The sequence below is a fragment of the Hanstruepera marina genome (genome assembly GCF_019880635.1).
Classification (GTDB): domain Bacteria; phylum Bacteroidota; class Bacteroidia; order Flavobacteriales; family Flavobacteriaceae; genus Hanstruepera; species Hanstruepera marina.
In genome coordinates, this window is the sequence record NZ_JAINVX010000001.1 from 1,380,900 (window position 1) to 1,395,253 (window position 14,354).

Genomic DNA, 14,354 nt, shown 5'->3' on the forward strand with positions numbered 1-14,354 from the left:
ATGGAAACAATAGAACAAGTATTAGAATCAAAAAACATACGAGTTACTGCAATGCGTATGTTAATTTATAAGTTCCTAGTTGAGAAGGAGGTTGCAGTAACATTGAGTGATATTGAAAACGCATTTGAAAAAGCAGATAGAACAACACTTTACAGGACTATTAAAACCTTTGAAGAGAAAGTCATTGTTCATCAAATAGACGATGGTACAGGAATTACGAAATATGCGTTATGCGAAGAGGGATGTAATTGTGATATAAAAAACGATTTGCATTTACATTTCCATTGTAATAATTGCAATGAAACCATTTGCCTAACAGAACATAAAATACCACAAATTAAAGTACCTGATGGCTTTGTTTCGGAAAATGTAAACTTGGTTGTAAAAGGTATATGTGATAAGTGTAGTGGATAACAAATGCACTTCCATTGCACTTACTATTAAATTACTTTTATCCAAAATTAGTGGATATGAAGTTTAATACTAAAATACCTAAACATATCAAACAGGCTTATATCGAAGAATTAAAACAATACAGTTTCTGTTTAGAAAATAAGCGGTTTGGTAATGCTTGGTTTCATTTAGAACGCAGTCATATAATAGGACAGTCTTATCCTATAGAACATACCTATTCACATTGGCTAATGCTAAAGTTTGGATTTAGACAAAAAGATACTAAAGAAGTATTCGGTCAAATTATTAGATTGCTTGTTGGTGGTTGGAAATCATTTATAAATCACGTTCCTCTTGGTAATACAGGTGGCGCAAACGTACCACCATTAAAACGTATGCCTATTCCAAATGACATTGAAAAAGTATTAGATATAGAATGAAAAATAAATTAGCGGTTACAAGTATCCTAACAGCAATCACAGCTTCATTGTGTTGCATCACACCAGTTTTGGCATTAATTGCAGGAACAAGTGGTGTAGCTTCAACTTTTTCTTGGATAGAACCCTTTAGACCTTACTTAATAGGGCTAACTATATTAGTTCTTCTCTTTGCTTGGTATCAAAAATTAAAACCAGAAAAAGAAATCGACTGTGAATGTGAAACGGATAAAAAACCAAAATTTATTCAGTCAAAAACCTTTTTAGGAGTTGTAACAGTATTCGCAATAGTGATGTTGGCATTTCCATACTACTCAAGTATGTTTTATCCAAATTCAGAGAAACAAATTGTTGTCGTTGATAAATCAAATATCAAAACAACAGAGTATAAAATAAGTGGAATGACTTGTCCCAGTTGTGAAGCTCACGTAAACCACGAAGTAAATAAACTTAACGGAATTGTGAACTCAAAAACATCATACAAGAATGGTAACGCAATCATTGAGTATGACCAAACTAAAACTAATGAATTAGAAATTGAGAAAGCAATTAATTCTACAGGTTATAAAGTAACTGATAAAAATTAAAATTGATGCAAACTATATTAAAATCTGAAATCACTTGCCCAACCTGTGGTCATAAAAAGGAAGAAGATATGCCAACAAATGCCTGTCAATTCTTTTATGAATGTGAGCATTGTAAAACAATTCTCAAACCAAGAGAAGGTGATTGCTGCGTGTATTGTTCTTATGGTACAGTTCCTTGTCCACCAATTCAACAAAACAAAAGTTGTTGCTAAAACAAAACTAAATGAAAAAAAAGAAAGTCAATTTAAGAGATTTAAAACCAAATTCAGAAGAACAACATTCTCACGATGATGGTCACGACCACGGAGATGGAAGTGCATTCAAGACATACATTCCTGCTATTATAAGTTTTGTTATGTTAATGGTAGGTATCGCTGTAGATTATTTTGATGCGATTCCTCAATTTGAAGGATTGATTCGAGTAGTTTGGTACACTTTAGCATATATTCCAGTTGGATTTCCTGTAATTAAAGAAGGATGGAAAAGTCTTATAAAAGGCGATGTTTTTACCGAGTTCTTTTTAATGTCTATTGCCACCATTGGTGCGTTTATCATTGGCGAATATCCCGAAGGTGTTGCAGTAATGCTATTTTATGCAGTAGGAGAATTATTTCAAAACGCAGCAGTTAATAGAGCAAAAGGAAATATTAAAGCCTTATTAGATGTTCGACCAAAAGAAGCTAATGTATTTCGTGATGGTGATTATATAAGTGTGTCGCCAGAAGCTGTAAATATTGGCGAGAAAATACAAATTCGAGTAGGTGAAAAAATTCCATTGGATGGTATTTTATTATCCGAAAAAGCATCTCTAAACACCGCAGCATTAACAGGCGAAAGCAAACCAGATTCTATTCAGAAAGATGCAAAGGTTTACGCAGGTAGTATCAATTTAGAAAGTGTTGTTGAAGTTGAGGTAACCAACACCTTTGAAGATAGTTCTATTGCGAGAATATTAGACTTGGTTCAAAATGCTACAGCTCGTAAGTCTAAAACAGAATTATTCATCAGACAGTTTGCTCGTATCTACACACCAATTGTAGTGTTTTTAGCTATTGGTGTAACTTTTATACCATACTTTTTTGTAGATGATTATGTGTTTAGAGATTGGTTATACAGAGCATTAATTTTCCTGGTAATATCTTGTCCTTGTGCGTTAGTGATTTCAATTCCATTAGGATATTTCGGTGGATTGGGAGCAGCTTCAAAAAATGGAATATTATTTAAAGGTGCTTCATTTTTAGATGCAATGACCAAGATAAATACTTTGGTAATGGACAAAACAGGAACGGTAACCAAAGGAGTTTTCAAAATCAAAAGCATTAAGACCTTTGATTGGGATGAAGAAGAATTTATGAACTATCTAATGGCAATGGAAGAGCAATCTACACATCCTATTGCTAAAGCTATTATGGAATACCAGAAAGGAACCAACAATTTTGAAGCAAATAAGGTTTCTGAAGTTGCAGGAAAAGGGTTAAAAGGTATGGTAAAAGGTAAAGAAGTTTTGGTTGGAAATAAGGCTTTAATGGTATCCAATAATATAGAAGTGCCTAATGAAACTGAATCTATCGTGGAATCTATTGTCTTGGTAGCTATTGATAATGTTTTTGCAGGTTATGTGGTAATTGCGGACGAATTAAAGGAGGATGCTAAAGAAACCATATCAAGTTTACATAGGGTAGGGATTAAAAAAATAATGATGCTTTCAGGAGATAAAGATTCCATAACTCAACAAGTGGCAAAGGATTTAAAAATAGAAAATGCCAAGGGAGGTTTATTGCCAGAGGATAAATTAAATGAAGTTGAAGCATTAAAGAAAAATCCACAAAATAAAGTAGCCTTCATTGGTGATGGTATTAATGATGCACCTGTTTTAGCAGCAAGTGATGTAGGTATAGCAATGGGCGGATTAGGTAGCGATGTAGCCATAGAAACAGCCGATGTTATCATTCAAACCGACCAACCTTCAAAAGTAGTGAGAGCTATTAAAATAGGCAGTTCCACTCGAAAAATTGTATGGCAGAATATCATTTTGGCTTTTGGTATTAAAGTAATTGTACTGATTTTGGGAGCAGGAGGTTTGGCAACAATGTGGGAAGCTGTATTTGCAGACGTAGGCGTGGCTTTATTAGCAATTCTAAATGCGGTAAGGTTACAGAAAATGAAATGGAGTTGAGCATTAAACTTCTGTTAATTAAATAAGTATTTGTTAAAATTTCGTAACTTTGCAATTACAATGAAAAAAGTATTGCATAAAATAATGGCTTTCGCAATGGCTTTTGTAGTGTTATTCTCTACAATGTCATTTACTGTGAATATGCATTATTGCGGAGATACGTTAGTAGAAACTGCTATTTTTCATAAAGCCAAAGGGTGCGGAATGGAAATGGAAAAGCCTTCAACCGAAGGATGTTCTATTACCAAGAAAAATTGTTGTGATGATAAACAATTAGCAATTGAAGGTCAAGACGAATTACAATTGCAAGTTGACAAAATCACATTTGAACAACAAGTATTTTTAGCTTCATTTGTTTACACTTACATTAACCTTTTTGAAGGTTTAGAAAATAACGTTTCTACTTACGAAGAATATAAACCGCCACTCGTCATAAGGCAACTCTACAAGATTGACGAAACATACTTAATTTGATTTTTAAACAATAGACTTTTTTATCCTATGACTGCAATGTCGTAAGGATAATTTGCTGTATTCGGTGTTTTTCTTACACCAATGTCTAACTGTTTAATAATCAAAGCCAATGCTCAATAAAAGCATCAAATTTTTAATAGAAAATAAACTCGTTGCAGTTCTGCTACTCGTCCTTTTTGTAGGATGGGGAACGGTTAATGCACCTTTCAATAGGGATACTGGTTTCTTACCAAGTAATCCAGTTGCTGTAGATGCCATACCAGATATAGGCGAAAACCAACAAATCGTTTTTACCAAATGGGATGGTCGCTCACCACAAGATATAGAAGACCAAATTACCTATCCATTAACCACATCATTATTGGGTATTCCTGGAGTAAAAACCATTCGTAGCTCGTCTATGTTTGGCTTTTCCAGTATCTACATCATTTTTGAAGAAGATATAGAGTTTTACTGGAGTCGAAGTCGCATTCTCGAAAAACTAAATTCCTTACCAAGTGGTTTATTACCTGATGGTGTTAATCCTGCTTTGGGACCAGATGCTACAGGATTAGGTCAAATATTTTGGTACACACTCGAAGGTCGTGATGAAAATGGAAATGTAACGGGTGGTTGGGATTTGCACGAATTACGTAGTATTCAAGATTACTATGTAAAATATGCATTGTCATCTGCAAGTGGTGTATCTGAAGTTGCATCTATTGGTGGTTACGTGCAAGAATATCAAGTTGATGTAAACCCAGAGTTAATGCGTCAATATAATATTGGCTTGCACCATATTGTAAAAGCAGTTAAAGAAAGTAACCGAGATATTGGAGCACAGACTTTAGAAATCAATCAAGCCGAATATCTGGTACGTGGTTTGGGTTATGTGAAATCCATAGCAGACATCGAAAATGCAGTTGTAACTTCAGAAGATTACACAGCTATCAAAATTAAAGATGTGGCAAAAGTGTCTTTAGGTCCTGCAACAAGACGTGGAATTTTAGACAAAGAAGGTGCAGAAGTGGTTGGTGGTGTTGTAGTAGCACGTTATGGCGCTAACCCAATGGAAGTGATTAATAATGTAAAAGCCAAAATAAACGAATTAAGCGCAGGACTACCTACAAAAACGTTGGCAGATGGTAGAACATCACAAGTAACTATAGTACCATTTTACGACCGTACAGAATTGATTCAAGAAACATTGGGTACACTCAATGAAGCCTTAACTTTAGAAATACTCATTACCATTTTGGTCATTATCATAATGGTATTTAATCTTCGTGCTTCCGTATTGATTTCAGGGCTATTACCTGTTGCGGTGTTAATGGTATTTATAGCAATGAAGCTCTTTGGTGTCGATGCCAATATTGTAGCACTATCAGGCATTGCTATTGCTATTGGTACAATGGTAGATGTTGGTGTCATACTTTCAGAAAACATCGTAAGGCATTTAGACGAAAACGAAAACAAATTACCAATAAACACAGTCGTTTACAACGCAACAGCAGAAGTATCTGGTGCAATCGTAACCGCAGTAATGACAACCATTATCAGTTTTATTCCTGTATTTACAATGATTGGTGCAGAAGGAAAACTATTTAGACCATTAGCATTTACTAAAACCTTTGCTTTAACAGCGTCCATAATTGTAGCCTTATTTCTAATACCACCGTTTGCGGCCTTTTTATTCCGAAAAAAGAGCATTCAAAAACATTTTAAATATGCTTTAAACGGTGTTTTAATAGTATTAGGAATAGCAGCAATAATTTATGGATATTGGTTAGGTGTCATACTCATCGCTTTTGGTGTCACAGCTTTATTAAATCTTCAAAACAAGATTTCAGATAAACAAGCAAACTTTGCCAACATCATCATTTCTGCTTCGGCAATTGTATTCTTATTAGCAGAATATTGGCGACCGTTAGGAGTAAACGAAAGCATCTTCTTAAACCTCATTTTTGTAGCTATTATTTGTTTTGGCTTGTTAGGTGTATTTGGATTATTCATTAAATACTACACACGTATTTTAAGATGGTGTTTAGACAATAAATTATTATTTCTTTCCATACCTACAGCAATTGTCATAGCAGGCTTTTTCATAATGAAAAACACAGGTAAAGAGTTTATGCCATCCTTAAACGAAGGTTCTTTTCTATTAATGCCAACTTCAATGCCACACTCTGGAGTAGAAGAAAATAAGCGCGTTTTACAGCAATTGGATATGGCAGTAGCCAGTATTCCAGAGATTGAAACCGTTGTGGGTAAAGCAGGAAGAACAGAATCAGCTTTAGATCCTGCACCATTATCAATGTATGAAAACATCATTCAATACAAACCTGAATATATGCTGAATGATAAAGGAGGGCGTCAACGCTATAAGGTCAACAATGATGGTGAGTATGTATTAAAAAACGGAATGTCATTGCGAGCGGAACAACGTGAAGCGTGGCAATCTCTAAATGTAAAAGAACAATTAATCCCAGACGATGATGGCGAGTTTTACCGAAACTGGCGACCAGAAATACAATCACCAGACGATATTTGGAACGAAATTGTAAAAGTCACCAAATTACCAGGCGTCACATCAGCACCAAAACTACAACCTATTGAAACCCGATTGGTAATGCTACAAACAGGAATGCGTGCACCAATGGGAATCAAAATAAAAGGGCAAGATTTAAAAGAAATTGAAGCTTTTGGAATGCAGTTAGAAACCATTTTAAAAGAAGCTGAAGGTGTAAAGGATGAAGCCGTTTTTGCAGACCGTATTGTGGGTAAACCGTATTTGCTAATTGATATTGATAGAGAAAAAATTGCACGTTATGGTGTAAGTATTGAAGAGGTGCAAAACGTATTAAAAGTAGCTGTTGGTGGTATGTCCTTAACCCAAACCGTGGAAGGTCGTGAGCGTTATGGCGTTCGTGTGCGCTACCCAAGAGAATTAAGAGCCAACCCAACCGATTTACAGCAAATTTACGTGCCTGTTGAAAAAGGTAGTCCTGTACCTTTAAGCGAATTGGCAACCATTCGTTACGAGCAAGGGCCACAAGTCATTAAAAGTGAAGACACCTTTTTAGTAGGCTATGTGTTGTTTGATAAAATGGATGGCTATGCAGAAGTAAATGTAGTAGAAAATGCACAAGCCATGATACAAAGTAAGATTGATGCAGGCGAATTAATAGTTCCAAAAGGCATTAACTATCAATTTACAGGAACTTACGAAAACCAATTACGTGCCGAAAAAACCTTATCGGTAGTTGTACCATTAGCATTGGCTATCATCTTCTTAATTCTGTATTTCCAATTCCGTTCGGTGGGTACATCCTTAATGGTTTTTACAGGGATTGCAGTAGCTTTTGCAGGTGGCTTTTTAATGATATGGTTATACGGACAATCGTGGTTTTTAAACTTCAGTGTCTTTGGTGAAAACCTACGTGATTTATTCCAAATGCACACCATTAATTTAAGTGTAGCTGTTTGGGTAGGCTTCATTGCTCTATTTGGTATAGCAACCGATGACGGAGTAGTAATGGCAACCTACTTAACACAAACATTCGATAGAAATTCACCAGAAACAAAAAAAGAAATTAGGGCATCTATTGTAGAAGCAGGTGAAAAACGTATTAGACCGTGTTTAATGACTACAGCAACAACCATTTTAGCACTCTTGCCCGTACTCACATCAACAGGGCGAGGTAGTGATATTATGATTCCTATGGCAATACCAAGTTTTGGCGGAATGTTAATCGCTTTAATCACCTTATTTGTTGTGCCAGTTTTATATAGCTTGAAAGCCGAAGTTCAACTTAAAAGAGCATCAAAATGAAATATAAATCAATACACATAAAAATCGTCTTGGCTCTTGGCTCTTGTTTCTTGAGTCTTTTTGTAAACGCTCAACAATTAGAAACATTAATTGATGAAGCGTTGGAAAACAATCCCGAAATTCAAAAATTCGAGTTACAATACAAAAGAGTTTCAGAAAAAGTAAACGAAGTCAATACCATTCCAAACACCGAATTTGGCGTCGGTTACTTTGTTAGTGAACCAGAAACACGCACAGGCGCTCAAAGGTTTAAAGTATCAGCAAAACAAATGTTACCTTGGTTTGGTACAATTACCTCTCGTGAAGATTATATAACCGCATTAGCAGATGCGAAATATGAAGACATCGTTATTACCAAACGTAAACTAATGGCTTCAGTATCGCAATCCTATTACAAACTGTATGCAAACCAAGCAAAACAGCAAATATTGAGTGATAATATTAAATTGTTGGAAACCTATGAAACTATGGCATTGACTTCTGTTGAGGTAGGTAAAGCGTCAGCAGTAGATGTATTGCGTTTGCAAATGCGACAAAACGATTTACAGCAATTAAAAGATGTGTTGCAACAACAGTTTTTAGCAGAACAAACTAATTTTAATAACCTTTTGAATAGGAAAAATGATGTTGTAGTTACTGTGGTAGATAGCTTAACAATTCCGATAGAAGATTTTGAAATCAATACTGAAAATTTATCAATACATCCTGAATTAGTAAAGTTTGATAAACTCTACCAGTCTGTAGAAAAGTCAGAATTACTAAATCAAAAAGAAAGCAGTCCAATGATTGGTTTTGGATTAGATTATATAAATGTTTCCGAAAGACCAGATATGAATTTCTCGGATAACGGGAAAGATATTGTAATGCCAATGGTATCGGTGTCAATTCCAATATTCAATAAAAAGTACAAATCTATTTCCAAACAAAACGAACTGGAACAGCAAGAAATCAATTATCAAAAACAAGAGCGTTTAAACAATTTAAAAACGGTATTAGATAAAGCTATTAACGACCGAATTTCAGCAAGAATAAGCAATAATACAGCAACAAAAAACCTAAAACAAGCTAAAGATGCAGAGCAAATCCTTATCAAAAGCTATGAAACTGGAACCATTGATTTTAACGATGTTTTGGATATTCAGGAATTACAATTAAAGTTTCAAATCAATCAAATAGAATCGGTTAAAAATTTCTATGTGCAAAGTTCAATTATTAATTATCTAACCAATTAACAATGAAACACACGTATCACATACACGGAATGACTTGCAACGGTTGTCGCAGTCACGTAGAGGAAACACTTTCAAAAGTACAAGGTGTTTCAAAGGCATCGGTTAATTTAGAAAAAGCTGAAGCTACTATAGAAATGGAACAGCATATTCCTTTAGAAACATTTCAAAAGGTATTAAAAGATGATGGCGGTAGATATAGCATCCATAATCAAGGGGAACATCATCATCATCATTCAAAACAGAAAACAGAGAAAACCCAAAAAGGCAAAGGTACAGGTACTTTTTACTGCCCAATGCATTGCGAAGGTGATAAAACCTACGATAAACCAGGCGATTGCCCTGTGTGCGGAATGGATTTGGTTGAAGAACAAAATTTATCAACCACAAATGCAGAACAATGGACGTGTCCAATGCACCCCGAAATTGTAAAAGATGAAGCAGGTTCCTGTCCTATTTGCGGTATGGATTTAGTACCAATGAAACCAGACCTTTCAGCCGAAGAAAAGACCTATAAAAAACTATTGAAAAAGTTTTGGATAGCAACAGCATTTACTTTGCCTATTTTCTTAATAGCTATGAGTGAAATGCTACATAACAATCCGTTATACGATATGATGGAACAGAAATATTGGAATTGGATTCAATTTGTTTTATCCATTCCAGTGGTATTTTATGCCACGTGGATGTTCTTTGAACGTGCCTACAAAAGCATCAAAACGTGGAATCTCAATATGTTTACACTTATCGGTATAGGTGCAGGTGTGGCGTGGTTATTTAGTGTGGTTGGTATGGTTTTTCCTGATGTGTTTCCCAATGAGTTTAAAACCGAATCGGGTGCAGTTCACGTGTATTTTGAGGCGGCAACGGTTATTTTAACATTAGTGCTTTTAGGTCAATTATTGGAAGCTCGTGCTCACAGTAAAACCAATTCCGCAGTAAAAGAATTATTAAAGTTAGCACCTAATAAAGCCATTAAAATGGTAGATGGTGAAGAAGTTGAAGTCAGTATAGATAAGATAGAATTAAATGATATTCTAAAAGTAAAACCAGGCGATAAAATCCCTGTTGATGGTGTGATAACAGAAGGCGAAACAACTATTGACGAATCAATGATTACAGGTGAACCTATTCCAGTTAATAAGGTTAAAGATGATAATGTCAGCAGTGGAACAATAAATGGCAACCAATCCTTTTTGATGAAAGCTGAAAAAGTCGGTAGCGACACACTATTATCTCAAATTATCCACATGGTAAACGATGCGAGCCGAAGTCGTGCACCAATTCAAAATCTTGCCGATAAAGTATCGGGTTACTTCGTACCTGTAGTAGTCATTATTTCTGTTATCACTTTTATTGTTTGGGCTATTTGGGGTCCAGAACCAGTCTATGTATATGCGTTTGTTAATGCCATCGCAGTATTAATTATTGCGTGTCCTTGTGCTTTAGGTTTGGCAACACCAATGTCAGTTATGGTTGGTGTGGGTAAAGGTGCTCAAAATGGTGTATTGATTAAAAATGCAGAAGCATTAGAAAAAATGAATAAGGTAAATACCCTTATTGTAGATAAAACAGGTACGATTACCGAAGGCAAACCAACAGTTGAAAAAGTAGGTGCTTTTGGAAATGGTTTTAGTGAAAATGAGGTGTTAAATTTTATAGTTTCCTTAAATACTAATAGCGAACACCCATTAGCAGAAGCAACCGTTAAATACGGTAAAGAACATAATGCCGAAATTCTAAAATCAACCAATTTTAGTGCAGTTACAGGAAAAGGTGTTGAAGCTGAAATTGATAGTAAAAAAATAGCTTTAGGTAATCCAAAAATGATGGAATATGCCAAAGCAGATATTACTTCTAAAATGAAAGACGAAGCTAAATCTTACCAAAAACAAGGTAAGACAGTTTCTTATTTATCATTAGATGAAACCGTTGTAGGATATGTTGTTATAGGAGATAAAATAAAAGATACCAGTGCAAAAGCTATACAAGAATTGCAAAGCAAAGGGGTTGATGTAATAATGCTTACAGGCGATAATCACGATACTGCACAAGCAGTAGCATCAGAATTAAATCTAGCAGATTTTAAAGCGAGTATGTTACCCGAAGACAAATTAAAAGAAGTTGAGAAACTTCAAAATGAAGGTAAAGTGGTTGCTATGGCAGGTGATGGCATTAATGATGCACCTGCATTGGCAAAAAGTGATGTAGGTATTGCAATGGGAACAGGAACAGATGTCGCTATTGAAAGTGCTATGATTACATTGGTAAAAGGCGATTTACACGGCATTGTAAAAGCCCGTCATTTAAGTAGTGGAGTAATGAAGAATATCAAACAAAATCTATTCTTCGCATTAGTTTATAATGCGTTGGGTGTACCTATTGCAGCAGGTGTGTTATTTCCATTCTTTGGAATATTATTATCACCTATGATTGCAGCTTTGGCAATGAGTTTTAGCTCTGTTTCAGTAATAGTGAACGCATTAAGATTAAGAAATATTAAAATATAACACTATGAAAAAATATATAATTTACTTTGGAATATTGGTAGTTGGGTTGTTGTTAGGATGGTTGCTTTTCGGTGGTTCATCACAAGAAGAAGCAGACCATAATCACAATGAAGTTGCACAAACTAATCAAATGTGGACTTGCTCTATGCATCCACAAATTATGCAACCAGAACCAGGCGATTGTCCTATTTGTGGAATGGACTTAATTCCTGCTGAAGCTGGTGCAGATGGATTAACAGCAGACCAGTTTAAATTAACCACTAATGCTATGGCTTTGGCAGACATTCAAACTACCGTTGTAGGTAATGGTTCAGCAGAAAATGGAATCATCAAACTATCAGGAAAAATTGCCGAAAACGAAGAAGCAAATGCAGTACAAGTCAGTTATTTTTCTGGTAGAATTGAACGATTGAATATCAGTTTTACAGGTGAAGAAGTACGTAAAGGTCAATTGTTGGCAACAATCTATTCACCAGAATTATATGCGGCTCAACAAGAATTGATTACAGCAACTTCTTTAAAAGCATCGCAACCTGCTCTATACAAAGCGGTACGTAATAAATTAAAGCTTTGGAAATTGTCTGAAACTCAAATCAACCAAATTGAATCATCTGGCAAAGTCATTGAAAATTTCCCCGTGTATGCTACGGTTTCTGGTACTGTTACCGAAAAATTGGTAGAACAAGGCGATTACATCAAACAAGGGCAACCGTTGCTTAAAATTGCAAATCTAAATACGGTTTGGGCAAATTTTGATGTGTATGAAAATCAGATTGAACAATTCAAAAAAGGGCAAGAAGTTAAAATAATCACCAATGCCTATCCTAATAAACAATTTAAAGGAAAAGTAGATTTTATAGATCCAATTTTAAATACCAAAACTCGTACTGTAGATTTACGTGTGGTTTTAAATAATAAAGAAGCCATTTTTAAACCAGGAATGTTTGTAACCGCAGCAATTGAAAGCTCTAAAACCAATGCAAATGAAGTAATAATGATACCATCTTCGGCAGTACTTTGGACAGGCGAACGCTCTGTAGTCTATCTCAAAGCAAATCCAAACGAACCTGTTTTTGAATTGAAAGAAGTGGCTTTAGGTAATAAAATCGGTGATAATTATGAGGTATTAGAGGGATTATTTACAGGAAATGAAATTGTTACCAACGGAACGTTTACGGTGGATGCTGCTGCACAACTACAGGGCAAAAAGTCAATGATGAACAAGCAAGGTGGTAAAACAATGACAGGTCACGAAGGTCATTTAGGTATGGATAATAATACATCAAAAAATGAAAGTGACCATACTAATATGAATGAACGCTTAAAAGTATCAGAGAAATTTCAAGAGCAATTAAAAGAGGTATACAATGATTACATCAATTTAAAAGATGCATTAGTAAAAGAAGACTCAAAAGGTAGTTCACAAAATGCATCATCTTTACTATCAAATTTGAGTAGGGTAGATATGAAATTGCTTAAAGATGAAGCGCACAATCATTGGATGCCATTAGTAGATGAAATAAAATCTTCTGCAACTTCAATTTCTGAAACGTCCGATATAAAATCACAAAGAGACCATTTTAAACATTTATCATCACATTTAATAAAAGCGGTTCAAATATTTGGTGTAAATGAAAAGGTATATGTAGAATTTTGCCCTATGGCAGATAACAATAACGGAGCCTATTGGTTAAGTAAAGAAGAACAAATCTTGAATCCATATTTTGGTGATGCAATGCTTAAATGTGGTGAGGTTAAACAAACAATAGAATAAATAAACACAGATAATAATTAAATTTTTAAACAATGAAATCGAAGATTCACGAAAACAAATTAAAAAAAATGGAAATTATGAGTAAAAAAGTAATTTTAAGTGTAGCTGTAATAGTAGCTATGGGATTAACAAGTTGTAAAAACGAAACTAAAAAAGTTGAAGAAACTACAACAACGGAAGTATCAAAAGAAATCGCAATGACAGATTTATCTTTTGGCGTAAGAGGTAATTGTGGGATGTGTAAAACTACCATTGAAAAAGCAGCCAATAGTGTAGAAGGTGTGGCAAGTGCCAATTGGGATGTTGATAAAAAGAAAATTGATGTTTCTTTTGATGATACCAAAACAGATGTAATGGCAATTCATAATGCAATCGCAGCTTCAGGGTATGATACTGAAAAAGTAGCAGGAAATGAAGAAGCCTATAAAAATTTACCTGGTTGTTGCCAATACGATCACGAAATGATGATGAATCAATCTGGTGAAATGAAAAGTGATGTCCATTCAAATCACGATCATTAAGCAAATAATTTAAGAGTCTTTTTCGGAAGGCTCTTTTTTTACATTTTAATTTTAAAAGGGCAGGTAATAAGGTGTTCGTCAGTTGTTCCATTTTGTTTCATAAAGCATAATCACAAATGCGTTGCATTGGTGCTTACCATACATAGCACTACTGCGGTGGCACATCCTCGTTAGCACTATGCATTTGCTTTATTTCACACACTACACAACTTCCTCACCCGCAGCTACTCTTGCACCCCAAACCCCAATAAGGTGTGTGCTCGTGGCACACAAAACATAAATTGGGGTACAACCGCTGCTTAATAATTTGGCTCGCCTGCTGTTCGCTGCGGGCTAATCAGGGTGTCACAGTTTTTGAAGGCAGCCATTTTGCATATACAATAACCGCTTCAAGAAATTTGAAGTATGCGCATACTTTTAAAACCGCTTTAATAGCTGATTA

General features: G+C 35.0%; 11 protein-coding genes. All 11 read left to right on the forward strand.

Going from position 1 to position 14,354, the window contains the following annotated elements:
• The 11 genes from K7G76_RS06490 (at position 1) to K7G76_RS06540 (ending at position 13,912) form a co-directional block, all read left to right on the forward strand.
• Positions 1 to 414: a Fur family transcriptional regulator gene (locus K7G76_RS06490; protein ID WP_133355505.1), complete on the forward strand. Its 414-nt coding sequence runs from the start codon at positions 1 to 3 to the stop codon at positions 412 to 414.
• Positions 415 to 470: 56 nt separating this feature from the next.
• The gene (locus tag K7G76_RS06495) at positions 471 to 833 is read left to right on the forward strand and encodes a DUF3703 domain-containing protein (protein WP_120201175.1); all 363 of its coding nucleotides are present in this window, start codon (positions 471 to 473) and stop codon (positions 831 to 833) included.
• Positions 830 to 1,417 carry a mercuric transport protein MerTP gene (gene merTP, locus K7G76_RS06500; protein ID WP_133355506.1) on the forward strand — a complete coding sequence of 196 codons (588 nt, stop codon included), beginning with the start codon at positions 830 to 832 and terminating at the stop codon, positions 1,415 to 1,417. The genes K7G76_RS06495 and merTP overlap by 4 nt, the downstream gene beginning before the upstream one ends.
• A gap of 5 nt (positions 1,418 to 1,422) precedes the next feature.
• Positions 1,423 to 1,629, forward strand: a complete 207-nt coding sequence (locus K7G76_RS06505; RefSeq protein WP_223033352.1) for a GDCCVxC domain-containing (seleno)protein — start codon at positions 1,423 to 1,425, stop codon at positions 1,627 to 1,629.
• 11 nt (positions 1,630 to 1,640) lie between these two features.
• Complete coding sequence (locus tag K7G76_RS06510; RefSeq protein WP_062618773.1) at positions 1,641 to 3,593, forward strand: heavy metal translocating P-type ATPase; 1,953 nt, start codon at positions 1,641 to 1,643, stop codon at positions 3,591 to 3,593.
• A gap of 60 nt (positions 3,594 to 3,653) precedes the next feature.
• Positions 3,654 to 4,067 carry an HYC_CC_PP family protein gene (locus tag K7G76_RS06515; protein WP_241974209.1) on the forward strand — a complete coding sequence of 138 codons (414 nt, stop codon included), beginning with the start codon at positions 3,654 to 3,656 and terminating at the stop codon, positions 4,065 to 4,067.
• 109 nt (positions 4,068 to 4,176) lie between these two features.
• Positions 4,177 to 7,878: an efflux RND transporter permease subunit gene (locus K7G76_RS06520; protein ID WP_134200228.1), complete on the forward strand. Its 3,702-nt coding sequence runs from the start codon at positions 4,177 to 4,179 to the stop codon at positions 7,876 to 7,878.
• The gene (locus K7G76_RS06525) at positions 7,875 to 9,110 is read left to right on the forward strand and encodes a TolC family protein (RefSeq protein ID WP_223033353.1); all 1,236 of its coding nucleotides are present in this window, start codon (positions 7,875 to 7,877) and stop codon (positions 9,108 to 9,110) included. Before K7G76_RS06520 ends, K7G76_RS06525 begins: the two co-directional genes overlap by 4 nt.
• Before the next feature lie 2 nt (positions 9,111 to 9,112).
• Positions 9,113 to 11,617, forward strand: coding sequence for a heavy metal translocating P-type ATPase (locus tag K7G76_RS06530; RefSeq protein ID WP_223033354.1), 2,505 nt, complete (start codon positions 9,113 to 9,115; stop codon positions 11,615 to 11,617).
• A gap of 4 nt (positions 11,618 to 11,621) precedes the next feature.
• Positions 11,622 to 13,391, forward strand: coding sequence for an efflux RND transporter periplasmic adaptor subunit (locus tag K7G76_RS06535; RefSeq protein WP_223033355.1), 1,770 nt, complete (start codon positions 11,622 to 11,624; stop codon positions 13,389 to 13,391).
• 77 nt (positions 13,392 to 13,468) lie between these two features.
• The gene (locus K7G76_RS06540) at positions 13,469 to 13,912 is read left to right on the forward strand and encodes a heavy-metal-associated domain-containing protein (RefSeq protein WP_223033356.1); all 444 of its coding nucleotides are present in this window, start codon (positions 13,469 to 13,471) and stop codon (positions 13,910 to 13,912) included.
• The last annotated feature ends 442 nt before the right edge of the window (positions 13,913 to 14,354 follow it).

Coding starts and splice junctions, on each gene's coding strand:
- K7G76_RS06525 (WP_223033353.1), top strand. CDS start 7,875: ATGAAATATAAATCAATACACATAAAAATCGTCTTGGCTCTTGGCTCT.
- K7G76_RS06520 (WP_134200228.1), top strand. CDS start 4,177: ATGCTCAATAAAAGCATCAAATTTTTAATAGAAAATAAACTCGTTGCA.
- K7G76_RS06540 (WP_223033356.1), top strand. CDS start 13,469: ATGAGTAAAAAAGTAATTTTAAGTGTAGCTGTAATAGTAGCTATGGGA.
- K7G76_RS06505 (WP_223033352.1), top strand. CDS start 1,423: ATGCAAACTATATTAAAATCTGAAATCACTTGCCCAACCTGTGGTCAT.
- K7G76_RS06490 (WP_133355505.1), top strand. CDS start 1: ATGGAAACAATAGAACAAGTATTAGAATCAAAAAACATACGAGTTACT.
- merTP (WP_133355506.1), top strand. CDS start 830: ATGAAAAATAAATTAGCGGTTACAAGTATCCTAACAGCAATCACAGCT.
- K7G76_RS06515 (WP_241974209.1), top strand. CDS start 3,654: ATGAAAAAAGTATTGCATAAAATAATGGCTTTCGCAATGGCTTTTGTA.
- K7G76_RS06530 (WP_223033354.1), top strand. CDS start 9,113: ATGAAACACACGTATCACATACACGGAATGACTTGCAACGGTTGTCGC.
- K7G76_RS06510 (WP_062618773.1), top strand. CDS start 1,641: ATGAAAAAAAAGAAAGTCAATTTAAGAGATTTAAAACCAAATTCAGAA.
- K7G76_RS06495 (WP_120201175.1), top strand. CDS start 471: ATGAAGTTTAATACTAAAATACCTAAACATATCAAACAGGCTTATATC.
- K7G76_RS06535 (WP_223033355.1), top strand. CDS start 11,622: ATGAAAAAATATATAATTTACTTTGGAATATTGGTAGTTGGGTTGTTG.